Origin of the sequence: Pseudomonas sp. BIGb0381 (assembly GCF_024809815.1) — a bacterium.
In the GTDB taxonomy this organism is placed as follows: domain Bacteria; phylum Pseudomonadota; class Gammaproteobacteria; order Pseudomonadales; family Pseudomonadaceae; genus Aquipseudomonas.
Map to the genome: position 1 here is coordinate 313,350 of NZ_JANUEN010000004.1, position 26,728 is coordinate 340,077.

Below are 26,728 nucleotides of genomic sequence, written 5' to 3' on the forward strand. Positions count from 1 at the left end.
AAACCAATCGATGGAGTCGATCTTCACAAGCCGGCGCCTTACCTGTCTGGAAGATTTGAGCAGCGCTTGCGGTACGCGGCGGGCGTGAGGCCGTAAGCGCGGATGAACCAGCGGCCCAGATGGCTCTGGTCGGCAAAGCCCAGGGCAATCGCCACGTCTGCCGGTTGTTCGCCCTTAGCCAGTAAATGCCGGGCGCGGGCCAGGCGCAGTTGCACCAGGTAGGCGTGGGGCGGCAGGCCGAAGGCGCTCTTGAAGGCGCGGGTCAGGCGAAAGCGGTCGACGCCGCACGTCAAGGCCAGTTCGTCCATGCCCACGTCTTGCTGCAGGTGGGCATGCAGGTAGTCCCGCGCCTTATAGGCCACCAGCGGCAAGCTCGGGTCTTCACGGTAGCGGGTGCGCCATTGGAGTTGGGCGGTAAGGCGCTCCAGCAATTGGTCCATGGCGCGCTGGCGCACGATGCGCAGTTCGCCGCTGTGCAGGGTCTGGAACGCACGGCTGGTGGCCAGGGCCAGGCGCGGGTCGCTGGTCACGGTGCTGGCAAACCCCAGTTGACTGTTGAGGGGCGCCTCTTCGAATACCGCACTCACTTCCCGCGCCAGCCACTGCGGGTCGAGGTACAGCATGTGATAGGTAAAGCCGTCCGCAGTGGGCGCGTCGCCGTCATGCAGTTCGCCAGGCTCTACCAGGAACACCTGGCCCGGTACGCTGTTGTGCCGGGTGCGGCGGCAGTTGAATTGCTGCACCCCTTGTTCGGTGACGCCGACCAGATAGCTGTCATGCCAGTGGGGGTCGTAGGCGTGACCCTCGAAATGCGCGCGCAGGGTCTCGATGCCGGTGTCGGCGTCCTGGGACAAGTCGATCCAATTGTGCGCGGCCATAAAACACCAGCATGCGATGTGTAAGGGTATTAGCGTCTGCCGGCGCCATTGCGTCTAGAAGGTTTGTGCAGCCTAGCTGAACAGCCCGGCGGCGATGTTGATCGAGAACCCCAGGATCGCTGTGTTGAACAAAAAGCCGATCAGTGACTGCCCCAGCACCACCTTGCGCATGCCGCGCGTGGCGACGCCGACGTCAGAGGTTTGCACCGCCACGCCGATGGTGAAGGAGAAATACAGGAAGTCCCAGTAGTTCGGCGTCAACAGCCCTTCGGCGAAACGCAGCGCCGGTTCCTTGCCGTTCCAGGTGTAATACAGGCGGGCGTAATGCACGCTGAAAATCACCCCGATCAACAGCCATGAACCGATCACCGTCAGCCCGGTGAACCCGTAGTGCAGCAGGCGCTCGGAAGTGGCCAGGTCTTTGCTGCCCACCAGTTCGAAGGTGATGGTGGCGAGGCTCGCGATGGCGGCGATGCACACGGTGAACAGTACCAGCCCGGCGTTCTCGTCCTCGATTTCGGCGATGCGCTTTACATCGTCGGCCCTGGCACGGCTGGTCAGCCACAGCATCAGCACCAGGTAAGTCCAGACTCCGGCGTTCCAGCCAATGAGGATTTTGCTGGCGAGGGTGTCGGCGGGTGCCAGGATGCCTATGACAAGGCCGAGCACGGCGGCGGCGGAGAGGCGAGGGTGGGTGCGGGCAAGGAAAGGCATAGAGGCTCCCCGAAAGACAGGGGAGCCACTATAGCGTATTCACACAAAAACAGAGGGAACTCCATGATAGTGTGTGATTGTGGCAGGTGACGCACCGAAGCGGTTATTTGACGGGCTGAACTGAGAACTCCAGCTTTTCAAATGTGTACTCGTGGCCCAAGTCATCAGATCGAACCTTGAAGTGGCCAGTGCCGCTCACGGTATTGCCTTGCTGATCATATTCAAATGTGATTTTCCCGCTCTGCGCATATCCACGGACAGGCTCTTCTCCACCCAAAAAACGATTAAAGTGAATGCGAGCTTTGTTGCGCTCATAAGATTCGGATACCTCAAGTGATCCTGAAGTCTGATTTTGGACTGGTATTAAAAGGACGAGAAAATTTCCATCCCAGTCAGCGTCATCGCCCCTCACCGCCAACACAGCACCATCGGTTGATGAGTACCGCGACATCATGACTTCCGTCGCGCTGAAATTTTTAGTTAGCGTGGTATCGGCGGTAATACTGCCCTTATATTGATTGTTGTCAGTCGTCATTTTAAAACCCTCTACTTGGTTTTGAATGAGTGACGTAACTGGACCCGCATGGCATTGGGTTATTACGCGCCAGAGCAGCTTAGAGCAATGTTGAACATTTCAAAACTGTCAAATATGACAGTCTTGAAATGTGCTTCTTCAGACCTAAAAGATATAAGTGACTCAGGACTTGTTGATCGCAACCTTACGCTTTGTCAACTTCATCACCCCTACAAAGAACACCGGCACAAACACCACCGCCAAGGTTGCGGTGATCATCCCGCCGATCACGCCGGTACCAATCGCCTGCTGGCTCGCCGAACTGGCACCGGTGGCAATCGCCAATGGCACCACGCCGAGGATAAACGCCAGCGAAGTCATGATGATCGGCCGCAACCGGAGTCGTGCGGCTTTCAGGGTGGCGTCGATCAGGTCTTCGCCCTGGTCATACAGGTCCTTGGCGAACTCGATGATCAGGATCGCGTTCTTCGCCGACAAGCCGATGATGGTGATCAGGCCGACCTTGAAAAACACATCGTTGGGCATGCCCCGCAAGGTCACCGCCAGCACCGCGCCGAGCACGCCCAGCGGCACCACCAGCAGCACCGACGTCGGGATCGACCAGCTTTCATACAGCGCCGCCAGGCACAGGAACACGATCAGCAGCGACAGGCCCAGCAGTATCGGCGCCTGTGAGCCGGACAGACGTTCCTGCAATGACAATCCCGTCCACTCCTGGCCCAGGCCTGCAGGCAGTTGGCTGACCAGGCGCTGGATTTCGTCCATCGCCTCACCGGTGCTATGCCCCGGTGCCGCCTCGCCGGAAATGGCGATGGCGGGGTAGCCGTTGTAGCGCGTCAGTTGTGCCGGGCCCTGGGTCCATTTGGCGACAACGAATGCCGACAGCGGCACCATCTCCCCGGCCTTGTTGCGCACGTGGATCTTCATCAAATCCGCCACCTGGCTGCGCTGGTCACCTTCGGCCTGCACCACCACCCGCTGCATGCGGCCCTGGTTGGGGAAGTCGTTGACATAGGCCGAACCGATGGCGGAAGACAGCACATTGCCCACATCCGCAAACGAGACACCCAGCGCGTTGGCCTGCTTGCGGTCGACCTCAAGCTGCACTTGCGGCGCCTCGGCCAGGGCACTTTCGCGCACGTTGGTCAGGATCGGGCTTTTCTCGGCAGCGGCGAGCAATTCGGTGCGTGCCGCCATCAGTGCGGCATGGCCAACACCGCCGCGGTCCTGCAGGCGGAACTCGAAACCGCTGGAGGTGCCCAGGCCATCCACGGGAGGCGGCAGGACCGTATAGGCGATCGCGTCCTTGAGCTCGCTGAAGGCCATGTTGGCGCGGTCGGCAATCGAGGCCGCGGAGTCATCGCTGCCACGTTCCGACCAGTCCTTGAGCGTAGTAAACGCCAGCGCGGCGTTTTGCCCGGAGCCGGAGAAGCTGAAACCCATGATCATGGTGGTGTCACCCACCCCAGGCTCACCGGCGTTGTGCGCTTCGATCTGCTCGGCCACCTGCACCGTGCGGTTCTTGCTCGCACCCGGCGGCAGCTGGATGTCGGTGATGGTGTAGCCCTGGTCTTCCACCGGCAGGAACGAGGCGGGCAGGCGGCTGAACATCAGCCCCAGGCCCACCAGCAATACCAGGTAGATCAGCAGGTAACGGCCGCTGCGCTTGAGCGCATAGGCGACCCAGCCTTCGTAACGCTCGGTGAGCTGCTCGAAGCGCTTGTTGAACCAGCCGAAGAACCCGCCCTTGGCATGGTGCTCCCCCTTGGCAATCGGCTTGAGCAGGGTGGCGCACAGGGCCGGGGTCAAGGTCAGGGCGAGGAAGGCCGAGAACAGGATCGAGGTGGCCATCGACAGCGAGAACTGCTGGTAGATCACCCCCACCGAGCCGGCCATGAACGCCATCGGCAGGAACACCGCGACCAGCACCAGGGTAATGCCGACGATGGCGCCAGTGATCTGGCCCATGGCTTTTTTCGTCGCGTCCTTGGGCGACAGGCCCTCGGTGACCATGATCCGCTCGACGTTCTCCACCACCACAATTGCATCGTCCACCAGGATGCCGATGGCCAGCACCATGCCGAACATGGTCAGCACGTTGATCGAGAAGCCCAGCAACAGCATGGTGGCGAAGGTGCCCATCAGCGCGATCGGCACCACCAGCGTCGGGATCAGCGTGTAGCGCACGTTCTGCAGGAACAGGAACATCACCGCAAACACCAGCGCCATCGCTTCGAGCAGGGTGTAGACCACCTTGGTGATCGAGACCTTGACGAACGGCGAGGTGTCGTACGGGATCTTGTATTCCACATTGGCCGGGAAATAGCGCGACAGCTCGTCCATCTTCGCCCGCACCAGGGTCGCGGTGTTGAGCGCATTGGCCCCCGGCGCCAGTTGCACGCTGACGGCGGTGGACGGTTTACCGTTCAGGCGCGTGGAAAACTGGTATTCCTGGCTGCCCACTTCTACCCGCGCCACATCGCCGATGCGCACGGTGGAGCCGTCCGGGTTGGCCTTGAGCACGATATCGGCGAATTCTGCCGGCGTGGACAACTGGCCCTTGACCAGGATCGCGGCGGTAATTTCCTGGGTCCTGGTGCCCGGCAAGTCGCCGATGCTGCCGGCCGAGACCTGGGCGTTCTGCGCACTGATCGCGGCGTTCACGTCGGCCGGTGTGAGGTTGAAGCCGATCAGCTTCTGCGGGTCGATCCAGATGCGCATGGCGCGTTCGGCGCCATACAACTGCGCCTTGCCCACCCCGTCCAGGCGCTTGAGCTCGTTCATCACGTTGCGCGCCAGGTAATCGCTGAGCGCCACGTCGTCGAGCTTGCCGTCGCTGGAGGTAAGGGTGACCAGCAGCAGGAAGCCGGCGGAGACTTTCTCCACCTGCAAACCCTGCTGGGTCACGGCCTGGGGCAGGCGCGGCTCCACCGCCTTGAGGCGGTTTTGCACATCCACCTGGGCCATTTCCGGGTTGGTGCCGGGCTGGAACGTGGCGGTAATCGTCGCCGAGCCGAGACTGCTCTGGGATTCGAAATACAGCAGGTGATCGGCGCCGTTGAGCTCCTGCTCGATCAGGCTGACCACGCTTTCATCCAGGGTCTGGGCCGAGGCGCCCGGGTACACTGCGTAGATTTCCACCTTCGGCGGCGCGACGTTGGGGTATTGGGCCACCGGCAATTGCGGGATGGCCAGCAAGCCGGCCAGCAGGATAAACAGAGCGACCACCCAGGCGAAGATCGGGCGGTCAATAAAGAACTGCGGCATTGTCAATGATCCTTATTGGCCGGAAGCCTGGGCAACGGGTGTGGGGCTGTCATCGGCCTGGACTTTTTCACCGGGGCGCGCGTGCTGCAGGCCTTCGACGACGATACGGTCGCCGGGCTTGAGGCCGTGGCTGACCACCCAGCGGTCATCGATCACCGCACCCAGTTCTACCGGCTGCTGGCTGACGGTCTGCTCGGCGTCGAGCAGCAGCACCATGGGGATGCCGGCGCTGTCGCGGGTGATGGCGCGTTGCGGCACGCTGATACCTTGTTTGTCGACGGCTTGCTCCAGGCGTACCCGCACGAAGCTGCCGGGCAGCAGGTCGAGGTCCGGGTTGGGAAACTCGCTGCGCAGGATGATCTGCCCGGTGCCCGGGTCGACGCTGATCTCGGCGAACAGCAACTTGCCCGGCAGCGGGTAGAGGCTGCCATCGTCCTGGATCAACGTGGCCTTGGCCTGGTCCTGGCCGACCTGCTTCAAGCTGCCGGCGCGGAAAGCGCGACGCAGGTCGTTCAGCTCGCGGGTGGACTGGGTAAGGTCGGCGTGGATCGGGTCCAGTTGCTGGATGATCGCCAGGGGCGTGGCTTCGTTCTGACCCACCAGTGCGCCTTCGGTCACCAGGGCACGGCCGATGCGCCCGGAAATCGGCGCGGTCACGGTGGCGTAGCCCAGGTTCAACCTGGCGCGCTCGACGGCGGCCTTGTTGGCGGCAACTTCGGCGTTGGTCTGGCGCACGGCGGCGCGGGCGTTGTCGTAGTCCTGGCCGCTGATGGCGTTGCCTTCCACCAATTGGCTGTAGCGCTGCTCCTGCAGGCGCGCCTGGAACGCATTGGCCTCGGCCTTGCTCAGGTTGGCCTGGGCGCTGTCCAGGTCAGCCTTGAACGGTGCCGGGTCGATGCGAAACAGCACGTCGCCCTGTTTGACGTCATGGCCTTCCTTGAAGACCCGTTGCATCACCACGCCAGCGACCCGTGCGCGCACTTCGGCGATGCGCGGCGCGGCGATGCGTCCGCTCAATTCGCTGGTGATGGAGAGGGGCTTGGCCTCAAGGGTTTCGATGCGCACTTTGGCCAGGGGCATTTCTGGCGCTTCGGCGGCCGATTTGTCACAGGCACTCAGGGCCAGCGTCAGGGCCAACAGGCAAAATGGCGCAAACAGATTCTTCGACATGCTCTTATCCCAATATTGACTGGCGCATCCTAAGGTCACCTGCGCCGTGGTGCTGTGAAGCTGTGTAGGTCGTCTGTGAAGAAATGTAAGGTGCGGCGCGCGGGGCGTCGAGGGCGTATATCCTTGCACAATCCTGCAACACACCAACAAACCGCATTATTTGGAAACACCATGCCCAACATCCTCCTGGTGGAAGACGACGCCGCACTTTCCGAGCTGATTGCCAGCTACCTGGAACGCAATGGCTACCACGTCAGTGTGCTCAGTCGTGGCGACCACGTTCGCGAACGCGCGCGCCTCAACCCGCCGGACCTGGTGATCCTCGACCTGATGCTGCCCGGCCTCGACGGCCTGCAAGTGTGCCGCCTGTTGCGCGCCGATTCGGCGGGCCTGCCGATCCTGATGCTCACCGCGCGCGACGACAGCCACGATCAGGTGCTGGGCCTGGAAATGGGCGCCGACGACTATGTCACCAAACCCTGCGAGCCGCGGGTGCTGCTGGCGCGGGTGCGCACCTTGCTGCGGCGCAGCAGTTTGTCCGAGCCGCAGGTGGCCAGCGACCAGATCCTGATGGGCAACCTGTGCATCGACCTGTCGGAGCGCACCGTGACCTGGCGCGAGCAGGCGGTGGAGTTGTCCAGTGGCGAATACAACCTGCTGGTGGTGCTGGCCCGGCACGCCGGCGAAGTGCTCAGCCGCGACCAGATCCTGCAACGCCTGCGCGGTATCGAGTTCAACGGCACCGACCGTTCGGTGGACGTGGCCATTTCCAAGCTGCGCCGCAAGTTCGACGACCACGCCGGTGAAGCGCGCAAGATCAAGACCGTGTGGGGCAAGGGCTACCTGTTCAGCCGTTCCGAGTGGGAATGCTGACCGATGTTTCGTGTACTGGTACGCCTCTACCTGATCACCATCATCACCTACAGCGCGGCGATCTTCCTGATTCCCAAGCTGGTGATCCAACTCTTCGAACACCGCTACCTGGACTACAACGTCGAGCAATCCCGGGGCATGCAGAAGCTGATCGTCAAGCAGTACCTGCGCGCGCCGGTGGAGCGCTGGTCCCAGGTGACCGAGCAACTGGGCCGTGACTTCGCGCCACTCAAAGTGCAATTGCTGTTACGCCAGGACGCCCGCTACACCGCGCAGGAAGCGAAACTGCTGGAGCAGGGCAAACCCGTGATTCACCTGGGGGAGTGGGGCTGGATGGAGGACATCAGTTCGCCGCTCAACGAGCAGTTCGTGGTCAAGCTCACCGTCCCGCCGGACCCGCTGGACATGAACCTGTTGTACTGGTCGATGAACGTGCTGATCGGTGCGGCGTTGCTGGCCTGCCTGCTGTTCTGGCTGCGCCCGCACTGGCGCGACCTCGAACGCCTGAAAAGCACCGCCACGCAACTGGGCAAAGGCAACCTGGCCGAGCGCACACACATCCCGCCCAGCTCCAACATCGGCAGCCTGGCGGCGGTGTTCGATACCATGGCCGACGACATCGAACACCTGCTCAACCAGCAGCGCGACCTGCTCAACGCGGTCTCCCATGAACTGCGCACACCGCTCACACGCCTGGATTTCGGCCTGGCCCTGGCGCTGTCGGAGGATTTACCAGAGGCCAGTCGCGCACGCCTGCATGGCCTGGTGGCGCATATTCGTGAGTTGGATGAACTGGTGCTGGAGTTGCTGTCCTACAGCCGCCTGCAAAACCCGGCGCAACTGCCGGAGCGGGTTGAGGTGGTGCTCGATGAATTTATCGACAGTGTGCTGGGCAGCGTCGATGACGAACTGGAAAACCCCGAGATCGTCATCGATGTGGTACTCGATTGCGCCGTGGAACGCTTCAGCCTCGACCCACGCCTCACTGCCCGCGCGCTGCAGAACCTGCTGCGCAACGCCACACGTTACTGCGACAAGCGCATTCAGGTGGGGGTCAAGGTCTGCGCCAAAGGTTGTGAAATCCGGGTGGATGACGATGGCATCGGCATTCCGCTGGACCAGCGCGAGCGTATCTTCGAGCCGTTCTACCGCCTCGACCGCAGCCGCGACCGTTCCACCGGCGGCTTTGGCCTGGGCCTGGCCATCAGCCGGCGCGCCATGGAAGCCCAGGGCGGCACCCTGACTGCATTGGCCTCGCCGTTGGGGGGGGCACGCTTTCGGGTGTGGCTGCCCAATGTCGCCTGATCAGAGCACCTTGACCGCACGGCCGATTGCCTGGATCGGTCCTGTGGGTTTACCGGTGGGCGAGCCACGCGGGTCTTCCAGGGTCAGTTCGAACAACTGGTTGGGCGCCAGCGGCGGCAGTTTGTCCAGCGGCACCGACAGGGTTTGCCCCGGCTTGACCAGCCCCAGGGACACCGGGCCTTGCCAGCCATCGCCCTTGGTCCAGAACTGCAAGGCCTTGTCCGCCGGCACTTCCATCACGCCCAACGGAATCAACTGGATCTGCTGATTATTGCTGGCCTGGATCACCCAGCCCGGTGCCTGGTTTTGCGGCGCCACCAGTACCACCACAAAGCTGGGGGCCAGCGCAGGAGGGCGCGTCAGCAACAAGGCCGCGAGCACCAGCGTCGTCACCAGCCCCGCACCCGCCAGGCCCCGCCACAACGCCAGCAGGTTCCACCACCCTTCGCGGGTTTGCGCAGGGGCGAGGTTGCGCTGGATACGCCGCCACAGTTCAGCGGAGGGCGGCACCGGTTCTGCCAGCGCGGTCAGGGGCAACAGGCGCTGCTCCCAGGCGTCCACCGCCGCACGCAATTGCGCATCGTGCGGGAGGCGTTGTTCCACCTCGGCGCGTTGTTCGGCCGGCAGGGTGCCCAGTACGTATTCGCTGGCCAGTTCGTCGAGTGTTTCGTTCATGCCATGCACTCCCGCAGCGCGGCGAGGCTACGTTTTATCCAGGCCTTGACGGTCCCCAGCGGGGTGCCCAGTCTTGAAGCGATTTCGCTGTGGGAATAACCGTCGACATAGGCATGCAGGATGCAGGTGCGACGGGCCGGGTCGAGTTGTTGCAGGCAGGTGTGCATCAAGCCTGCGCGTGCGGGGAATTCAAAGGTGTCGTGAGGCGCGGCGAGCTGTTCATGTTCCTCGCCCAGTGCCACCTCGCGATGGTGGTTGCGCACGTAGTTGAGGGCCAGGTGACGGGTCACACTGAACACCCAACCCCGTGCCGAACCGCGTTCGGGGTCGAAACTGCCGGCGCCGTGCCAGATCTTCATAAATGCGTCATGCACAACGTCTTCGGCCAGGGCTTTGTCCCGGACGATGCGCAACGCCACGCCGAGCAAACGGCTGCTGTCCTGCTCATACAGTTGACGCAGGGCACGTTGCTCGCCACGGGCACAGGCCAATAGGCAGGCTTCATAATCAAAATGGGTGTCAGGCAAGGCCACGTACTTCCACCGCTGTAATAACGATAACCACCCCCCTGTAGGAGCCGGCTCCTACAGGGGCAGCGTAGCGCAGTTTGCTCAGTTGGCCGCCCAGAAAATGTAGTCGGCCTGGTACTTCACCACTTCCTGCTTGCCCTTGTTGGCAGTGGTGCACTCGGTGCTCGGTGCCACGCCACCTTTGAGCGCGACCCGCTGGATGTAACTCACGCCGCTCATCGCGCCCTTGCCCTCGGCCGGGTTGGCCTTGACCAATTGGTAGGGCAGGTTACCCGCACCCGAGGGGGCTACGGCGAGCTGGGTGCCGGTGATTTTCGAGCCGTCCTTGGCCTGCCAGGTAGCCGGTGGGCCGAAGTAGGTGCCCACTTGCTTGCCGCTGCGGTCATTCAGCACGGCCTTGGGGCCGACGAAGGTCCATTCGGTCTGGCCGGCGGCATTGGCCTTGTCGCGGCACTCGTAGGTGATTTCGCCGATGCCGGTGGTTTCCAGTGCCACCTTGTGGCCATCCGGCACCTTGATACTGTCGGGCAAGCCGGTCTGGGCAAAGGCCGCTGGGGTGGCGATGAGCAAACCGGTGAAGCAGAGCAGGGCTTTAGCGTTCATAGGTAGTTCTCCATTCAGTCAAACAGCGGGGTTACTGGGAGGACTACCCATGACGCATACGATTGGATGCAGCGATTAGAAAATAAACTGGGGAAGGCGCACACTGTGCCCCCGCTTTTCCCGAGGAGAGATTGGCAATGACTGGTGTTCACGCGTCTGCTCAACAAGGTTTCTCTACCCAGGCCGTCACCTACGCCCAAGGTCGGCCGAGTTATCCCAGGCAGCTCACCGGCTGGCTCACGGATGTACTCGGCGTCGATGCACATTCATTAGTCGTCGACCTGGGCGCCGGCACCGGCAAGTTCACGCGCCTGCTCAGTACCCTGGCGCCTACGTTGATCGCCGTCGAGCCGGTGCAGGCCATGGGTGCGCAGTTGACCCGTCTGCTGCCGGACGTGCGCCTGGTCAATGGCACCGCCGAAGCCATCCCCCTGGAGACTGCCAGCGCCGACGCGGTGGTCTGCGCGCAGGCCTTCCACTGGTTCTCCACCCAGGCCGCGCTGGCGGAAATCCATCGCGTACTCAAGCCCGCAGGGCGCCTTGGGCTGGTGTGGAATGTGCGCGATGAATCGGTGGATTGGGTGGCGGCCATCACCGCGATCATTACCCCCTACGAAGGTGACACCCCGCGCTTTCACTCCGGGCGCTGGCGCGAAGCGTTCAACGGCGAGTACTTTTCCGACCCCGAAATGACGTGTTTCCCGTATAGCCATGTAGGCAGCCCACAGGAGGTGATCATGGATCGCGTCCTCTCCGTGAGCTTTATTGCCGCGTTGCCCGAGGCTGAAAAAGCCCTCGTGACCGAGCAGTTGCGTGGCTTGATCGCCACCCATCCGGCATTGAAAGGCCGTGACACAGTGGCGTTTCCCTATCAAACCCAGGCGTATGTCTGCCGCCGACTGCCATAAAAGGCATAAAGTCAGATCATATTGATATAAGTCGTTATAAGAAAAATCGCTATCCTGCGGCCAGAATTTTATAAGGCCGCAGGTAGCTTTGATGGAAGTGGGTAACTTTGGTTTTGTAATCGCGGGCCTGATTGTTGGTTTTATCGTCGGCATGACCGGTGTAGGCGGTGGCTCGTTGATGACCCCGATCCTCTTGTGGTTCGGCATCAACCCGGCCACTGCCGTGGGCACTGACCTGCTGTACGCGGCCATCACCAAGTCCGGTGGCGTGCTGGTACACAGCAAGAACAAGAACATCGACTGGACCATCACCGGCTGGCTGACCCTGGGCAGTGTGCCTGCGGTGTTGCTGACCCTGTGGTTCCTCGCCACCCTGCACACCGACCCCAGCGCCATGAACGCGGTGATCAAGCAGGCCCTCGGCGTGGTGCTGCTGCTGACCGCCCTGGCGATCCTGTTCAAGCAGCGCCTGTTGGCGTTCGCCCAGCGCCATGCGGGCGATCACTACCATATGAACCCGCGCAACCTGAATGCGTTGACCGTGGTGACCGGTGCGGTGCTGGGTACCATGGTTGCACTGACCTCCATCGGCGCCGGCGCCCTCGGCACGGTCGCGTTATTTATCCTCTATCCGTTCCTGGCCACGCGCCGCCTGGTCGGCACCGAGATCGCCCACGCCGTACCCCTGACCCTGGTGGCGGGCCTGGGCCATGCCGGCATGGGCAATATGGACTGGCACCTGCTGGGCTTTCTGCTGATGGGTTCGCTGCCGGGCATTTATTTCGGCAGCCACATGACTGGCAAAGTCCCGGACGGCGTATTGCGCCCGTGCCTGGCGATCATGTTGATGACCATTGGCTACAAATTGGCCTTTTGAGGCGTACACAGGATTCAAATATACAAGGGCCAAATGTGGGAGGGGGCTTGCCCCCGATGAGGGAGTGTCAGTCACTTATTGGTTAACTGACCCGGCGCTATCGGGGGCAAGCCCCCTCCCACATTTGGATCTTTATCCAGCAGGTAGGCCTCGGTCTGTTTTTGCTCTGGCTTTTGATCTTGATCCTAGGCGCCCCATTAAACACACTGGCCGAACGCAGGCTTGAATCCGTGGGTAACCCGGCAGGACGCCGGGTTAGCCGTCCTGGGCCAGGGCCGCCACAGTTTTGACCCCGCTCAGCCTCAGGCTTTCGCCGGGCCATTGCCGATCTGCCACACAAACGGCGGCTCGGTGCCATTGATCACCCAGTCCCCCACGATCCGCGCCTTGTAGATCACCGGGTTGTGCGACGACACGGTCCGCGCATTGCGCCAATGGCGGTCGAGGGACTTGCCCTGGCGCACATCCGACGCCCCCAGTGCGTTGAACAACTCACTGGTGGCGCGCTGGATCAGCTCCGACACCACCACCTGCGCTGTGGCCGACTCGATTTCGGCCGCTACGTTGGCTTCGCGCTCGACACCCTCATCCCCCCCGAAACGCGCCAGGTACGCCCGTTGTGCCGGCACTGCGGCCTTCAACGCGCTGGCTTCGGCGGCATAGACCAAGGCCGCGACTTCGCCCACCACCTGCTGGATTTGTGCATCCTGGCTGACATGCTGGGCATTGCCATGGCTGTAGATGCGCTTGCGGCTGCGCACCTGGTGGGCCACATCGCGCAACGCGGCACGGCCGATACCGGCGAGGCTCGCTAACAGTACGAGCTGGTAGAACGCGGTCTGGTATTTGAAGCGGGTCGCAAAGTCGATGACGTTTTCCGCCTCCACCACTGCATCGGTAAAGCGCGAGGTGCCGCTGCCCGTGGTGCGCTGGCCAAAACCGTCCCAGTCATCGCTGTGTTCCACGCCGGGTTGGCGCGCGCGGGTGGCGGCGATCACATCGCCGCCGGTGTCGCTGCGCTGGGCGTACACGTCGATCCAGTCAGAGAAAATGCTGCCGGTGCTGTAGAACTTTTCACCGTTGAGTTTCCACTGATCGCCGTCCGGGCTGACCTGGGTGACAACGTCACCGATGGCCACGGCGCCGATTTCAGTCCAGGCACAGCCGACGATGTCGCCGTCGACAAAGCGCTTGAACCACAGGTCGCGGCCGGCACTGGGCGGCGCATTCAGGCGGTCTTCGGCAAAGGCGAAATGCCCGCGCAGGGCCTGGGGCACATTGGAGTCGGCCTCGGCCAGTTCGATCAGTAGTTCGAACAGTTGCGGCAGCGAAGCACCGCCACCGCCGTATTCCACCGGCACCCGCACCGCGCCGAAGCCGGCCTCTTTGAGCCATTGGATCGGCTCATGGGGCAGGGCGCGGGTTTGTTCGCGTGCCACCGCGCCATCGGCGATGCGCTGGAAAATCGGACGAAAGCGTGCAGCCAACGTGGGGTAGTCGACGCCGACAGACAGCGGGTTGATAACGTGGTGTTCGGTCATGAGCAAGGCTCCGGGGCAGTGATCGGTACCGGGAGTGATTGCACAGTCCGTGCCGGGTGCCAGGGCCAATGTTTAGGGGAGGATGCACGCTGTTTGCTGTTGCTCCAGCAACAGCAAACCGACAAACCGTTGCAATCCCTGACATTGGCATTCCAAGCCTCCCAGGCCCGAATTCGCGTCGCAACCCTTGTGGCGCGGGCGTTTGCCCGCGCCTGGCACGCTTGCTGCTCAACCCCTCAGTACATTCCTTTGTGCGAGGTACCGTTCGATGAGTCAGCAAACCGTGAAATTTGCCTATTGGGTGCCCAACGTCAGCGGTGGGCTGGTGGTCAGCAAGATCGAACAACGCACCCACTGGGGCATCGACTACAACCGCAAACTGGCGCAATTGGCCGAAGAAGCCGGCTTCGAGTATGGCCTGACCCAGATCCGCTTCACCGCCGGCTACGGCGCCGAGAACCAGCATGAATCCGTGGCGTTCAGCCATGCATTGCTGGCCGCGACCACCAAGCTCAAGGTGATTGCGGCGATCCTGCCCGGCCCGTGGCAACCGGCGCTGGCGGCCAAGCAACTGGCGACCATCGACCAGCTCACCAACGGCCGCATTGCGGTGAATATCGTCAGTGGCTGGTTCAAGGGCGAGTTCCAGGCCATCGGTGAACACTGGCTGGAGCACGACGAGCGCTATCGCCGTTCCGAGGAATTCATCCACGCCCTCAAAGGCATCTGGACCCAGGACGACTTTACCTTCAAGGGCGACTTCTACCGTTTCAACAACTACACCCTCAAACCCAAGCCGCTGGGCCAGCCGGAAGTGTTCCAGGGCGGCAGTTCACGGGCCGCGCGGGACATGGCGGCGCGCGTGTCGGACTGGTATTTCACCAACGGCAACACCCCGGAAGGCATCAAGGCCCAGGTCGATGACATTCGCACCAAGGCTGCCGCCAACAACCATGTGGTCAAAGTCGGCGTGAATGCATTCATCATCGCCCGCGACACCGAGGAAGAAGCCCGCGCCGTGCTCGCAGAGATCATCGACAAGGCCGACCCGGAAGCCGTGAATGCCTTTGGCGACGCGGCCAAGCAGGCAGGCAAGGCGTCCCCCGAAGGCGAGGGCAACTGGGCCAAGTCCAGCTTTGAAGACCTGGTGCAGTACAACGATGGCTTCAAGACCAACCTGATCGGCACCCCGCAGCAAATTGCCGAGCGCATCGTCGCGCTCAAGGCCGTGGGCGTGGACCTGGTACTGGCAGGCTTCCTGCACTTCCAGGAAGAAGTGGAGTACTTCGGCAAGCGCGTGTTGCCGCTGGTGCGCGAGCTGGAAGCCAAGGCCGGGATCAAGCAGGTGGCCTGACCAAGGTTTTTTCCAGGCGCAGGGCAGGGGTGTGGTCTGCGTAGTAGTCGTTGACCTGGGCGAAGCGCCGGTAGCCGTTGCGTTCATACAGCGCCAAGGCGCCGGGGTTGTCGGTGCGCACCTCCAGGCGCAGGTGCGCGCACCCGTGCGTCACCCCGCAGGCCTCGACATGGCTGAGCAACTGCTTGCCCAGCCCGAGGCCACGCGCGTGCTCGGCAATGGCGATGGAATACAGGCGCGCGAACGCGCTGCGACGACGAAACAGCACCAGCGCATAGCCGAGCAACTGCCCGTCCTGTTCCGCCACCAGCAACTGGCCGTGGGCGCGGCTGATCATCCAGTGAAAACTGCGCGATGAAAGCCGGTCGGTGGTGAAACACTGGTGCTCCAATGCGACTAATGCCGGTACATCTTTGGGTAATGCAACGCGAGAGAAAAGAGCCATATAACCGCCGTAAAAGTTGCGTAACGAAACGGGACTTCCCTAAGAGATCGTGCTTAATAGAAAAGGTCGAGTTCTCTAAAGCGGATCAAATATTATGTCGGCGGTACAAGGTCATTGGCGTGAAGTATCCGAGCAAATCGTCGCGGCGACAATAACATCGAAGGGCTTTTTTTCTGCGCCGCCTCGAAGTAACAGTCAAGTGCTGATCATTGTTGAGCGCAAGGAAGATTGGGCCTCCTACTTTCCCAGCGAAGACATCGTCACCGCCCAGGAATACCTGGAGCAAACCTGGCAGAACGACACAGGCAAGCGTGTGCAGGTGATCAATCTGTGCCGCAGCTACAAGTACCTGGGGCACGGCTACTACTGCTCGTTGCTGGCCGAAGCGCGCGGACACAAGGTGATTCCCTCGGTGCGCACCATCAGCGAACTGACTAAGAAGTCGCTGTACGGCCTGGCGCTGGATGACTTGGATAAAACCCTTGATAAAGCCTTGAGTCATCACCTCTACAGTAATACCGAAGGGTTTACCCTGACTCTCTACTTCGGCAGGACCAATATAGAACCGTTGCAGGAATTGGCCCGTCAGTTGTTTGAAACATTTCCAAGTCCGATTCTCTTAGTTGAATTCAGAAAGAACAACGGTTGGCATATCGAAGGGGTGAAGTCCGGCGTACTGCACAAGTTGCGCGACGACCAGGAAGATCAATTCGCCCATGCCCTCGATAACTTCAGCCGCAAGATCTGGCGCCAACCCCGTTCGCGGCGCCTGGCCCGTTATGACCTGGCGATCCTGCACGATCCACAGGAGCAACTGCCACCGTCCAACGCCCGTGCCTTGGAGAACTTCATCCGCGTGGGCAAGGGCCTGGGCATTGATGTGGAGCTGATCGAGCGCAAGGACTACGCGCGCTTGGCCGAATACGACGCCTTGCTGATCCGCGAGACCACCAGCGTCGACAACCATACCTACCTCTTCGCGAAGAAAGCCGAAAGCGAAGGCCTGGTGGTGATGGACGACCCTGCCTCGATCCTGCGCTGCACCAACAAGGTTTACCTCACCGACCTGCTCAACAGCCATCACCTGGGCATGCCCGCCACCGAGATTCTCTACAAGGAGCGACCGGAAGATTTCGAACGGGTCGGCGAGCGCCTCGGGTTTCCGCTGGTGTTGAAGATTCCCGACGGGTGTTTCTCCCGTGGCGTGATCAAGGTCGAAAGCCAGGAAGCCTTGCTCAAGGCCACCGCCGAGTTGTTCGAGCATTCGGTGCTGCTGCTGGCCCAGGAATTCTTCTACACCGAGTACGACTGGCGCATCGGCGTACTCAACCGCAAACCGATCTTCGCTTGCCAGTACTTCATGTCCAAGGGCCACTGGCAGATCTATAACCACAAGGCCATCGGCCAGGCCATCAACGGCGAATGCCGCACCCTGGCCGTCCATGAAGCGCCCAAGGCGGTGGTGGAACTGGCGGTGAAAACCGCCAACCTGATCGGCGACGGCCTGTACGGTGTGGACCTCAAGCAGTCCGGCGACAAGGTGGTAGTGATCGAGGTCAACGACAACCCCAACCTCGATGCCGGCATCGAAGATGCCTACTTGCAGGACGACCTGTACAGCCTGGTGCTGGAAGAGTTCGTGCGGCGCCTGGAGTTGAAACGCCAGGGCCAGGTCTGGTGACGCGCGATGATTCAGCGCTTTGAACTGACCGATGGAAAGCTGCGCAGCGGGGATAACGATGCGGCCCCGATCCTGTTGTTCAACAACCCCGACCTGGCCGAGCGCGAATGGCTGCGCGATCACCACAAGCTCGACGAGCACGCGTTGGCGTCGGCGCTCGACCCGGACGAAGTCTCACGCATCGAATTTCATCCCGACAACCTGTTCCTGATCTGGAAGCGCCCGGAGAACTATTCCGGTGGCGGCAACCTGGTGTTCGAAGTGGCGTCGTGCGGCCTGCTGTTTTCACCCGGCCGCCTGCTGGTGATCGCCACCGATGAAACCCCACTGAGTGGCCTGGGCCAGCGCCGGCCGTTGCACACGCCGCTGGACGTATTGCTCGACCTGCTGCTCAACAACATCCACCACTACCTGGGCCACCTCAAGGTGATCAAGCTGGTTGCACGGGAGTTGCAGCAGCAGTTCAACGCGTCCATGAGCAACCATCACCTGATGCAGATGTTCAGCCTCAGCGAAAGCCTGATCTATTACATCAACGCGCTGCACAGCAACGGCGCCGTGCTGTCGCGGCTGCGCAACCATGGGGAAAAGGAGCACTTCAGTGCCGAGATCCTCGGCCTGATCGACGACCTGATCATCGAGAACCATCAGTGCTACAAACAGGCGGAGATCTATTCCAACGTGTTTTCCGGGCTGATCGATGCGCGCGGCAACCTGATGAACAACAGCATGAACAACCTGTTGCGCAAGCTCACGCTGATCAACGTGGTGTTCCTGCCGCTCAACCTGATCGCCAGCATTGGCGGTATGTCGGAGTTCAGCATGATGACGGCGGGTACGCCGTGGTGGGTGTCGTACCCGTTGTTCCTGGCTGCGATGGGGATGGGGGCAGGCTTGATGGTGCTAGTGCTCAAGCGGATGGCGGGCGCGACGATGTAAAGGTGGCAATGCATCAGGCACGCCTCTGCGCCTGGTTTGGGGCTGCTGCGCAGCCCAACGCGGGACAAGCCCGCTCGCCACAGGTTATTGGCCTGGCTGTGTTTGCAGGGTCAGCACTTCAAAGCCATCCGCCGTCACCGCCACGGTATGTTCCCACTGCGCCGACAAGCTGTTGTCCTTGGTCACCACCGTCCAGCCATCTTTCAGGCTGCGCACCTTGGAACTGCCCTGGTTGAGCATCGGTTCGATGGTAAACACCATGCCTTCGCGCAGTTCCAGCCCGGTACCGGGACGGCCGAAGTGGAGGATTTGCGGCTCTTCATGCATCTGCTTGCCGATGCCATGGCCGCAGTATTCACGCACCACGCTGTAGCCATTGGCTTGTGCATGGCTCTGGATCGCATGGCCGATATCGCCCAGGCGCGCGCCGGGCTTGACCTGGCGGATCCCGGCCCACATCGCCTCAAAGGTCATCTCCACCAGACGCCGCGCTTTGGGGGCGACGGTGCCGATCATGTACATCTTGCTGGAGTCGGCGATAAAGCCGCCTTTTTCCAGGGTGATGTCGATGTTGATGATGTCGCCGTCCTTGAGGATCTCCTTCGCGCTGGGCATGCCATGGCACACCACCTCGTTGATCGAGGTGTTGATGGAGAACGGGTAGTCGTACTGCCCGAGGCTGGCGGGGCGGGCTTTGAGCTCGTTACGGATGAAGGCTTCGACGGCGCTGTCCAGCTCCAGGGTGGAACGGCCGGCGGCGACAAACCCGTCGAGCATGTCGAACACTTTGGCCAGCAGGCGCCCGGATTCGCGCATCACAGCCAGTTGGGCGGCGGTCTTGATCATCAGCTGCGCCCCCGGATCAGGTCGGGCTTGTCCAGCAGCAGTTTGTTGATCAACTCGTGGTAGGGCAGGCTGGGGTTCAGTTCGGCGAGCAGGCCGACCTTGATCCAGAACTCGGCCTGGGCGTTGATGGAACGGTCCATGGCCGCGCTGGCCAGACGGAGTTGTTCGTGCAGTTGGTCGCTGATCTTGACGATGCCCATGAGGTTCACTGTAGTGGCTGGATATACGAATCGTATATGTTTCGTATGCTGTCGGTAAACAGGATGTTGACTTGATACGGATGGCCGGTTAATTTCCAGGCATGACCTACCCAGCCTTTCGCAGCCAGCCAAGCATTATTACCGCCATTCCTCATATGGCGGGATAGCACACGGCTGCACCCCAACCCGCCTTAGAGGCGGGTTTTGTTTTTCCGTCTCCAAGGCCCTTAAAAACCAGGAGACACCCATGAGCACGTGCCCCGTCCCCCACACCGCTGATACGGCATTGCTTGAACACTATGTGAAGAAGATCCTCGCCGCGCCGGTTTATGACCTGGCGGTGCGTACGCCCCTGCAAGCCGCGCCGGCGTTGTCGGCATTGCTGGGCAACCAGGTGCTGCTCAAGCGCGAAGACCTGCAACCGACCTTTTCCTTCAAGATTCGCGGCGCCTACAACAAGTTGGTGCAGCTCACCGCCGAGCAAAAGTCGCGTGGTGTGGTGACGGCGTCGGCGGGTAACCATGCGCAAGGCGTGGCACTGGCGGCGAAGGAGTTGGGGATCCAGGCGCGGATCGTCATGCCGTGCAGCACTCCCGAGTTGAAGGTGCTGGGCGTGCGCTCCCGAGGCGCCGAAGCGGTGCTGCACGGCGAGAGCTTCCCGTTTGCCCTGGCCCATGCGCTGCAGTTGGCCGAGACATCCGGGTGCACGTTCGTGTCGCCTTTCGATGACCCGGATGTGATCGCTGGCCAAGGCACGGTGGCCATGGAAATCCTGCGCCAGCAACAGGGCCCCTTGGACGCGATCTTCGTGCCGGTGGGCGGCGGCGGCCTGATCGCCGGCATTGCCGCCTACGTCAAATACCTGCGGCCCGAGGTGCGCATCATCGGGGTCGAACCCGAAGGCTCCAGTTGCCTGCTCGCGGCGCTGCGAGCTGGAGAGCGGGTGGTGCTGCCCAGTGTCGACGGGTTCGCCGATGGCACCGCGGTCGCGCAGATCGGCGCCTATGGCTTTGAGATCTGCCGCGATTGGGTCGACGAAGTGATCACCGTCAGCAATGACGAACTGTGCAGCGCGATGAAGTTGATCTACGACGATACACGTTCCATCACCGAGCCCTCCGGTGCGCTGGCGGTGGCGGGGGTTCGCAAGTACGTGGCCAATCGTGGGGTGAGTGCGCAGACCTTGGTCGCAGTTAATTCAGGCGCCAATATCAACTTTGATAGTTTGCGATATGTTGCTGAAAGAGTAGCGGCACAAGCTGCGGTTTAATTCGAAGCGTGGGGTTAAACGATTAATCGAAGCGGTTCGACGATGATTTAACTGGGGTAACCTAAGCTATGTAAATTCCCACACTGCTTATGAGGAAAAGTTACAACAAAAACGGAATTTGCCGAGTAGGCTGGTAAGGGTAAGCGTCTTCCAGGGCTGGCAAGACGTGGCAGGCATGCGCCTGCAGACCTACAACAATCGATTGGCAAGTCTCAAAAAAGGAGAGGTTGGCCATGCTTTCGGAATTAGAACTTCGCAGCATTATTGAAGGAAGTTTCCTGCCTAAACGGTGCGAATGCACCAAAGCCGAAGATGCTTCGCTGACGATCAAGGTCTATGACGACCGCGACCGTGACCGGGTGGATTTGGAGGTCAAAGGTATAAATGCTGACAAACTCGACAGCAGTCGAGCTATTTGCAACCTCATCACCGGGTTGCGTGAAGACCTCAAGCACAGCCATGCACCTGCCCAGCAAAGGGCTGGAGGGCGCGGTTACTACTGATCGTTGGTTATGAACGGTGGGCCTGGTAAATGCCAGGCCCAATGCTGTGTATGTTTGCCCATCAATTCTGGAAGTCGCAGGCTTCGGACATTTTCCGGTAGCTCACGTCTTCCACTTTGCCCGCCTTGTCCAGGAACTTGATATCCGCCTTGATGACTTTGCAGTCGTTGGTTAGGGGTTCGTTCATGGCCAGGACCTTGGCAATGTTCATCGGCATGCCGTAATGATAAGGCACGGGTTTGTTCGCCTGTGTTTGATCATCAGCCTGGGCCAGGCCCGACACCGCTGCCAGCGCCAGGGCGCTGCCGAGCATTAAGGTGTGCAGTTTCATGGTGGTGCTCCGCAAGTGAGTAGAACTTCACTCTCGACTTGCGGGATTAACCATCGATTAATTTTCCCTGGCTGACAAAACCTTCATCCAAGCTGCTGGCGATACGGCAGGTCCGGCCCGGTCTTGCCGCACGTCAGTGCCGCAGCGCGGATGGCAAAACCGAGCATGGCGTCGATCTGCACGCGGCTCAGTTGTTGCAGGCCTTCCACCGAGTCCAGCTGTTGCTCGGTCAGCCAGGCAATCAACGCGGCCTGAAAGGTATCCCCGGCACCCACGGTATCCGCCATCACCACGCTCTGTGCCGGTTGCGACCAGGTGCCATGCTGACGGCTGAACACACTGGCGCCATCGCCGCCACGGGTGAGGAACACCAGTTGGCAACGGTGCTGCAGCCAGCCTTGCAGCACGCTTTCCGGCGACTGGCCGGGGTAGAGCAGGTGCAGGTCCTCATCGCTGACCTTGATCAGGTCGGCATGCTTGGCCAACTCGGCGACACGGTCGCGCCACAGCTGGATATCCGGCTGCGGATTAAGGCGCACGTTGGGGTCGAGGCTGATCAGGCGCTTGCCGCTTTCGCGCTTGACCAGGTTCAGCAAGGTGTCGCCGATCGGTTGCACCACCAGCGAAAACGAGCCGATATGCAGGCCGCGAATATCAGACCCCAGTTCCGGCAGGTGGGCGACTTCCAGCAGTCGGTCGGCGCAGCCTTCACCCCGGAAGTTGTACTGCGGTGAACCATCGGCGCCCACGGCGACCATCGACAGCGTAGTCGGCGCGGCGAACTCCACCAGGAACTGCTCGCTGACGCCTTCATCTTTCAGCACCTGCAACAAGCGCCGGCCGAGGAAGTCGGTGGACAGGCCGCCGAACAACCCGGCCTCGATGCCCAGGCGGCGCAAACCTACCGCGACGTTGAACGGTGAGCCGCCGGCAATCGCCTTGTAATTGACCTTGGAGGCCTGCCCGCTGGCATCTTCCTCGCTGAAAAAATCAAACAGCGCTTCACCACACACCAAATACATAGTCGTTCGCTCTTAAAGGGTTGCCACGTGCTGTTGATAGCGTTCGTAAGCCAGTTGATAGGCGCTGACACTGGCCGCCACCGGCAGGGTACGGCTGGTCGGGTCGACGCTCACGCATTTGTCGCACAGGCTGGCCAGGGATTCGCCGGACTGGCTCCACGCCGCCTGGATCGCCGCGCCTAGGGCGGCGGCTTCGCTTTGTTCGGTGCAGATCACTTCGGTGTTCATGATATCGGCGACCATCTGCCGCCACACCGGGCTTTTCGAGCCGCCGCCGATCAGGCGGATGCTCTGGCTTTGCAGGCCGGTCTGGCGCAGCAGGTCGAGGCCGTAGCGCAGGCCGAAGGTGGTGCCTTCGACCACGGCCCGGCACAGGTTGGCACGGGTCAGGTTGGTCATGGTCAGCCCATGCAGGCTGCCGGTGGCGTGGGGCAGGGCGGGCACGCGTTCGCCGTTGAGGAACGGCAGCATGCTCACGCCATCGGCGCCAATCGGGGCTTGCTCGACCAGCGCGTTGAAGGCGTTGAGGTCCAATTCAAACAGCTCGCGAATCACCCCGGTGGCGTTGGTCAGGTTCATCGTGCAGATCAACGGCAACCAGCCGCCGCTGGACGAGCAGAACGTGGCGACCGACGCCTGCGGGCTGACGTTGGGTTGGTCAGCGAAGGCATACACGGTGCCGGACGAGCCCAGGCTCATGGTGATCACGCCGGGGGCGATATTGCCGGTGCCGATGGCGCCCATCATGTTGTCGCCGCCGCCGCTGGACACGATGGCCTTGGGGTTGATGCCCAGGCGTTCGGCGATGGCCGGCAGGATGCTGCCCACGGTTTGATCGGCTTCGATCAACGCCGGCAACGCCGCTTCGAGGCGGCCGCTGGGATCGATGTGCTTGAGCAGCGCCACATCCCAGGCGCGAGTGCGCACGTTGAAGTAGCCGGTGCCCGAGGCATCGCCGTATTCGGCGACGGCGCGGCCGGTAAGCCAGTAGTTGAGGTAGTCGTGGGGCAGCAGGACATGGGCGATGCGCGCGAAGATGTCCGGGTGCTGCTCAAGGGTCCACAGCAGTTTCGACACGGTGTAGCCTGGCGCAATCGCCACGCCCAGGCGTTCCAGCGAACCGCTCTCGCCGCCCAGGTAGGCCAGCAGGCGCTCGTTCTCCGGTGCGGTTTCGGTGTCGCACCACAGCTTGGCCGGGCGCAGCACCTGGCCGCTGTCATCCAGCAACACCAGGCCGTGCTGCTGGCCGGACACGCCGATACCGAGGATGTCCTGGCCGTCCACGCCCGCCTGTTGCAAGGCGCGGTGGGTGGCTTCGGTAAAGGCATCCAGCCATTCCTGGGTGTGCTGCTCGCGCCGGCCATTGGCGCCGCTGATCAGGGTGTGCGCGGCGGCGCCGAGGCCCAGCACCTTGCCGCTGGACGCGTCGAGGACGATGGCCTTGGTGCCTTGGGTGCCGCAGTCGATGCCGAGGAACAGGTTTTGCTGGGTCATGAGAGTGTGCTCAGCGGTGTTATTTTTTTGGATTGGCAACCCGGTCCAGTGTGGGAGGGGGCTTGCCCCCGATGGCAGTGGGTCAGTGAAGAATATTTGCCTGACACACCCTCATCGGGGCAAGCCCCCTCCCACATTTAAGCCGGTTTCTTCAGGAGGTTCTGTAGGGTTTCGGTGACGCCGTTATCACGCAAGCTCCCATAGCAACGCTCGAACGCTGCCACAAACTCAGGCGAGTTGGGAATAGCCGTACCGAAAATCTCTTCCACTGCCAGCAATCGCTGGCTGATCAGTGCATCATCGCTCACCAGCCCCTGGCAGAACGCCGCGCGCGGATCGGGGATCGTGTAGCTCACGCCATTCTCATCCACGCCCTTCAAATACAAGGCCCAGGCCGCGACGACCAGCGCCGCGCGCTCGGTCTCGCGCCCATCGGCAATCAGGCGATTGATGGTCGGCACGGTGAACTTTGGAAACTTCGACGAGCCATCCGAACACACCCGTTCCAACTGGTCGGCAATCGCCTGGTTGGAGAAGCGGTCCACCAGGGTCTGCTTATAGTCGGTCAGGTCGATGCCCGGTACCGGCGCGAGGTTTGGCGTGACGTCGAGGTCCATGTAGGCGCGCATGTAAGCCACGAACAGCGGGTCGTTCATGGTCTCGTGCACAAACCGATAGCCCTTGAGAAACCCCAGGTAGGTCAGGGCGAGGTGGCTGCCGTTGAGCAAGCCGATCTTCATTTCTTCATAGGGTGTCACATCGTCGGTGAACTGCACGCCGACCTTTTCCCACGCCGGGCGGCCGTTGACGAACTTGTCTTCCAGCACCCATTGCACAAAGGGTTCGCAGACAACTGGCCAGGCATCGTCGATGCCGTGTTCATCGTGCAGTTGCAGGCGGTGGGCAGTGCTGGTCATCGGCGTGATGCGGTCGACCATGGCGTTCGGGAAGCTCACATTGGCCTTGATCCAGTCATGCAGCTCGGCATTGTGCAGGGCGGCGAAGGCCAGCAGTGCCTTGCGCGTGACGGCGCCGTTGTGCGGCAGGTTATCGCAGGACATCACGGTAAACGCCGGGAGGCCGGCCGCGCGGCGCTGGGTCAATGCCGCACAGATAAAGCCAAACACGGTTTTCGGCGAGCTGGGGTGCGCCAGGTCATGCTGGATCTGCGGCAGGTGGGCCATGAACTCGCCGTTGCTGTCGTCGATGCAGTAGCCGCCTTCGGTGATGGTCAGCGAGACGATGCGAATCTCGGGGCTGGCCAGTTTATCGATCAATGCCTGGGCGCTGTCTTCGGCCAGCAGCATGTCGCTGATCGAGCCGATCACGCGCACTTCGGTGTCGTCGGTGTCGCCCAGTTCGTAAAGGGTGAACAAGTAGTCCTGGCCGGCCAGGTCGTCGCGGGCCTTGCGGTCCTCGGCGCGCAGGCCAACGCCGCAGATGCTCCAGTCCAGGCCCTCGCCGGTATTCATCAGCGCGTCGGTGTAATACGCCTGGTGCGCGCGGTGGAAGCCGCCGACGCCGATATGGGCGATACCCTGGGAGGTACTCGCAATGGCGTAGGCCGGCAGTTTGACTTCCGCTGCCAGCTGGGTGAGGTTCTGTTTATTCAGTTTCATCACAAATCTCGCAAATCAGGCGGCAGCGCGCAGTGGACGGGCCACGGCAACACCGTCGGTGTCGAACAGATGGCAGTGCGCCGGGTCCAGGTGCAGGTGCAGCGTCTCGCCATACTGGCTGGCCATGTCGCCGCGAATCCGCATGGTCAGCGGCTCGCCGTTCGAGGTGATGACGTGGCAGAAGGTGTCGCTGCCCAGGCGCTCGCCGACGTCGGCGGTGACGGTCAGGGTGGTTTGCCCAGGCGACGCGATTTCCAGGTGCTCCGGACGAATGCCCAGGGTCACCGCGCTGCCCACGCTCAAGCTGGCGCCGCTCAGCGGCAGGCTGATCAGGGTGCCGGCGTCCAGCTGCACCTCACAGCCCTGGCCTTCGACGCGGGTGACCTTGCCCTTGAGGAAGCCCATTTTCGGCGTGCCGAGAAAACCCGCCACAAACAGGTTGGCCGGCTGGTGGTACAGCTCCAGCGGCGAGCCGACCTGCTCGATGCGACCGCTGTTGAGCACCACTACCTTGTCGGCCAGGGTCATGGCTTCAACCTGGTCATGGGTCACGTAGATCATGGTCGCTTGCAGCTCTTTGTGCAGGCGCGCCAGTTCCAGGCGCATCTGTACGCGCAGGGCGGCGTCGAGGTTGGACAGCGGTTCGTCGAACAGGAAGATCTTCGGGTTGCGCACAATCGCCCGACCGATCGCCACGCGCTGGCGCTGGCCACCGGAGAGTTGCTTGGGCTTGCGCTCCAGCAGCGGGCCCAGTTCGAGAATACGTGCGGCTTCGTTGACCTTGCTTTCCACCAGCTTCTTGTCGACGCCGGCCAGGTCCAGGGCAAACGACATGTTCTTGCGCACGCTCATGTGCGGGTACAGGGCGTAGGTCTGGAACACCATGGCCAGGTCGCGCTTGGCCGGCGTGACTTCGGTGATGTCGCGGCCATCCAGTTCGATGGTGCCTTCGCTCACCTCTTCGAGGCCGGCAATCAGGCGCAGCAGGGTAGATTTACCGCAGCCCGACGGGCCGACGAACACGACGAATTCCTTGTCATTCACTTCCAGGTCGATGCCCTTGATGATCGAGAAGCCTTCGAAGCCTTTTTGCAGATTCTTGATTTTCAGGTTGGCCATGGGATGGGCCTCCTTTTGAATTTTTATAG

The 26,728-nt window shown here is 61.7% G+C and carries 25 protein-coding genes and 1 pseudogene; 9 read left to right on the forward strand and 17 right to left on the reverse strand.

Going from position 1 to position 26,728, the window contains the following annotated elements:
• Positions 1-38: 38 nt before the first annotated feature.
• The 5 genes from M2397_RS14800 to M2397_RS14820 form a co-directional block, all read right to left on the reverse strand.
• Positions 39-878 (reverse strand): AraC family transcriptional regulator, encoded by an 840-nt coding sequence (locus M2397_RS14800; protein WP_167655489.1) that lies wholly within the window; start codon positions 876-878, stop codon positions 39-41.
• Between the two features lie 72 nt (positions 879-950).
• Positions 951-1,592, reverse strand: a complete 642-nt coding sequence (locus M2397_RS14805) for a DUF1345 domain-containing protein (protein ID WP_131696586.1) — start codon at positions 1,590-1,592, stop codon at positions 951-953.
• A 103-nt stretch (positions 1,593-1,695) separates the two neighbouring features.
• The gene (locus M2397_RS14810; RefSeq protein ID WP_131696585.1) at positions 1,696-2,127 is read right to left on the reverse strand and encodes a hypothetical protein; all 432 of its coding nucleotides are present in this window, start codon (positions 2,125-2,127) and stop codon (positions 1,696-1,698) included.
• 162 nt (positions 2,128-2,289) lie between these two features.
• Positions 2,290-5,394 carry an efflux RND transporter permease subunit gene (locus M2397_RS14815; RefSeq protein WP_259243811.1) on the reverse strand — a complete coding sequence of 1,035 codons (3,105 nt, stop codon included), beginning with the start codon at positions 5,392-5,394 and terminating at the stop codon, positions 2,290-2,292.
• A gap of 12 nt (positions 5,395-5,406) precedes the next feature.
• Positions 5,407-6,564, reverse strand: a complete 1,158-nt coding sequence (locus tag M2397_RS14820) for an efflux RND transporter periplasmic adaptor subunit (RefSeq protein ID WP_259243814.1) — start codon at positions 6,562-6,564, stop codon at positions 5,407-5,409.
• Between the two features lie 171 nt (positions 6,565-6,735).
• On the opposite strand from M2397_RS14820, the gene M2397_RS14825 reads away from it, so the two are divergent.
• Both M2397_RS14825 and M2397_RS14830 read left to right on the forward strand, forming a co-directional pair.
• A complete protein-coding gene (locus M2397_RS14825) occupies positions 6,736-7,437 on the forward strand; it encodes a response regulator transcription factor (RefSeq protein ID WP_053135156.1) in 702 nt (233 codons plus the stop codon).
• A 3-nt stretch (positions 7,438-7,440) separates the two neighbouring features.
• Complete coding sequence (locus M2397_RS14830; protein WP_145337308.1) at positions 7,441-8,742, forward strand: ATP-binding protein; 1,302 nt, start codon at positions 7,441-7,443, stop codon at positions 8,740-8,742.
• On the opposite strand, the gene M2397_RS14835 is transcribed toward M2397_RS14830, so the two are convergent.
• The 3 genes from M2397_RS14835 to M2397_RS14845 all read right to left on the reverse strand — a co-directional run bounded on the left by M2397_RS14835 (position 8,743) and on the right by M2397_RS14845 (position 10,550).
• Complete coding sequence (locus M2397_RS14835; RefSeq protein WP_259243815.1) at positions 8,743-9,417, reverse strand: anti-sigma factor domain-containing protein; 675 nt, start codon at positions 9,415-9,417, stop codon at positions 8,743-8,745.
• Entirely contained in the window at positions 9,414-9,944 is a 531-nt protein-coding gene (locus tag M2397_RS14840) for a sigma-70 family RNA polymerase sigma factor (protein WP_145337309.1), read from the reverse strand. Before M2397_RS14840 ends, M2397_RS14835 begins: the two co-directional genes overlap by 4 nt.
• Before the next feature lie 84 nt (positions 9,945-10,028).
• Complete coding sequence (locus tag M2397_RS14845) at positions 10,029-10,550, reverse strand: DUF3455 domain-containing protein (protein WP_131696579.1); 522 nt, start codon at positions 10,548-10,550, stop codon at positions 10,029-10,031.
• Between the two features lie 137 nt (positions 10,551-10,687).
• Here M2397_RS14845 and M2397_RS14850 point away from each other — a divergent pair, with 137 nt between their 5' ends.
• The gene (locus M2397_RS14850; RefSeq protein ID WP_259243816.1) at positions 10,688-11,458 is read left to right on the forward strand and encodes a class I SAM-dependent methyltransferase; all 771 of its coding nucleotides are present in this window, start codon (positions 10,688-10,690) and stop codon (positions 11,456-11,458) included.
• Positions 11,459-11,549: 91 nt separating this feature from the next.
• Complete coding sequence (locus M2397_RS14855) at positions 11,550-12,335, forward strand: sulfite exporter TauE/SafE family protein (RefSeq protein WP_145337311.1); 786 nt, start codon at positions 11,550-11,552, stop codon at positions 12,333-12,335.
• 302 nt (positions 12,336-12,637) lie between these two features.
• Here the strand turns inward: M2397_RS14855 and M2397_RS14860 are convergent, their stop codons facing one another.
• The gene (locus tag M2397_RS14860; RefSeq protein ID WP_259243817.1) at positions 12,638-13,876 is read right to left on the reverse strand and encodes an acyl-CoA dehydrogenase family protein; all 1,239 of its coding nucleotides are present in this window, start codon (positions 13,874-13,876) and stop codon (positions 12,638-12,640) included.
• Between the two features lie 268 nt (positions 13,877-14,144).
• On the opposite strand from M2397_RS14860, the gene sfnG reads away from it, so the two are divergent.
• Complete coding sequence (gene sfnG / locus M2397_RS14865; RefSeq protein WP_259243818.1) at positions 14,145-15,230, forward strand: dimethylsulfone monooxygenase SfnG; 1,086 nt, start codon at positions 14,145-14,147, stop codon at positions 15,228-15,230.
• Here sfnG and M2397_RS14870 read toward each other — a convergent pair.
• Positions 15,226-15,675: pseudogene (locus M2397_RS14870) on the reverse strand (GNAT family N-acetyltransferase); the annotation flags it as partial. The gene sfnG and the pseudogene M2397_RS14870 sit on opposite strands and share 5 nt — an antisense overlap.
• A 94-nt stretch (positions 15,676-15,769) precedes the next feature.
• Between M2397_RS14870 and M2397_RS14875 the strand changes: the two are divergent.
• Positions 15,770-17,356 carry a RimK family protein gene (locus M2397_RS14875; protein ID WP_259243819.1) on the forward strand — a complete coding sequence of 529 codons (1,587 nt, stop codon included), beginning with the start codon at positions 15,770-15,772 and terminating at the stop codon, positions 17,354-17,356.
• 6 nt (positions 17,357-17,362) lie between these two features.
• Positions 17,363-18,295 (forward strand): magnesium transporter CorA family protein, encoded by a 933-nt coding sequence (locus M2397_RS14880; RefSeq protein ID WP_259243821.1) that lies wholly within the window; start codon positions 17,363-17,365, stop codon positions 18,293-18,295.
• A gap of 84 nt (positions 18,296-18,379) precedes the next feature.
• On the opposite strand, the gene map is transcribed toward M2397_RS14880, so the two are convergent.
• Both map and M2397_RS14890 read right to left on the reverse strand, forming a co-directional pair.
• Positions 18,380-19,141 (reverse strand): type I methionyl aminopeptidase, encoded by a 762-nt coding sequence (gene map, locus M2397_RS14885; protein ID WP_259243823.1) that lies wholly within the window; start codon positions 19,139-19,141, stop codon positions 18,380-18,382.
• Positions 19,141-19,341: a ParD-like family protein gene (locus tag M2397_RS14890; protein ID WP_027606410.1), complete on the reverse strand. Its 201-nt coding sequence runs from the start codon at positions 19,339-19,341 to the stop codon at positions 19,141-19,143. Before M2397_RS14890 ends, map begins: the two co-directional genes overlap by 1 nt.
• 247 nt (positions 19,342-19,588) lie before the next feature.
• Between M2397_RS14890 and ilvA the strand changes: the two genes are divergently transcribed.
• Together ilvA and M2397_RS14900 are read left to right on the forward strand one after the other, a co-directional pair.
• Positions 19,589-20,611: a threonine ammonia-lyase, biosynthetic gene (ilvA, locus tag M2397_RS14895; protein WP_259243825.1), complete on the forward strand. Its 1,023-nt coding sequence runs from the start codon at positions 19,589-19,591 to the stop codon at positions 20,609-20,611.
• 233 nt (positions 20,612-20,844) lie between these two features.
• Positions 20,845-21,114: a DUF1652 domain-containing protein gene (locus M2397_RS14900; protein ID WP_145337315.1), complete on the forward strand. Its 270-nt coding sequence runs from the start codon at positions 20,845-20,847 to the stop codon at positions 21,112-21,114.
• A gap of 61 nt (positions 21,115-21,175) precedes the next feature.
• On the opposite strand, the gene M2397_RS14905 is transcribed toward M2397_RS14900, so the two are convergent.
• The 5 genes from M2397_RS14905 to M2397_RS14925 all read right to left on the reverse strand — a co-directional run bounded on the left by M2397_RS14905 (position 21,176) and on the right by M2397_RS14925 (position 26,699).
• Entirely contained in the window at positions 21,176-21,445 is a 270-nt protein-coding gene (locus M2397_RS14905) for a DUF2790 domain-containing protein (RefSeq protein WP_259243826.1), read from the reverse strand.
• An 83-nt stretch (positions 21,446-21,528) separates the two neighbouring features.
• A complete protein-coding gene (locus M2397_RS14910) occupies positions 21,529-22,467 on the reverse strand; it encodes a carbohydrate kinase (protein ID WP_131696569.1) in 939 nt (312 codons plus the stop codon).
• A gap of 12 nt (positions 22,468-22,479) precedes the next feature.
• Positions 22,480-23,961, reverse strand: coding sequence for a xylulokinase (gene xylB / locus M2397_RS14915; protein ID WP_131696568.1), 1,482 nt, complete (start codon positions 23,959-23,961; stop codon positions 22,480-22,482).
• Between the two features lie 137 nt (positions 23,962-24,098).
• The gene (locus M2397_RS14920) at positions 24,099-25,580 is read right to left on the reverse strand and encodes a mannitol dehydrogenase family protein (protein WP_259243828.1); all 1,482 of its coding nucleotides are present in this window, start codon (positions 25,578-25,580) and stop codon (positions 24,099-24,101) included.
• 15 nt (positions 25,581-25,595) lie between these two features.
• Positions 25,596-26,699, reverse strand: a complete 1,104-nt coding sequence (locus tag M2397_RS14925; RefSeq protein ID WP_090405114.1) for an ABC transporter ATP-binding protein — start codon at positions 26,697-26,699, stop codon at positions 25,596-25,598.
• Positions 26,700-26,728 lie beyond the last annotated feature (29 nt).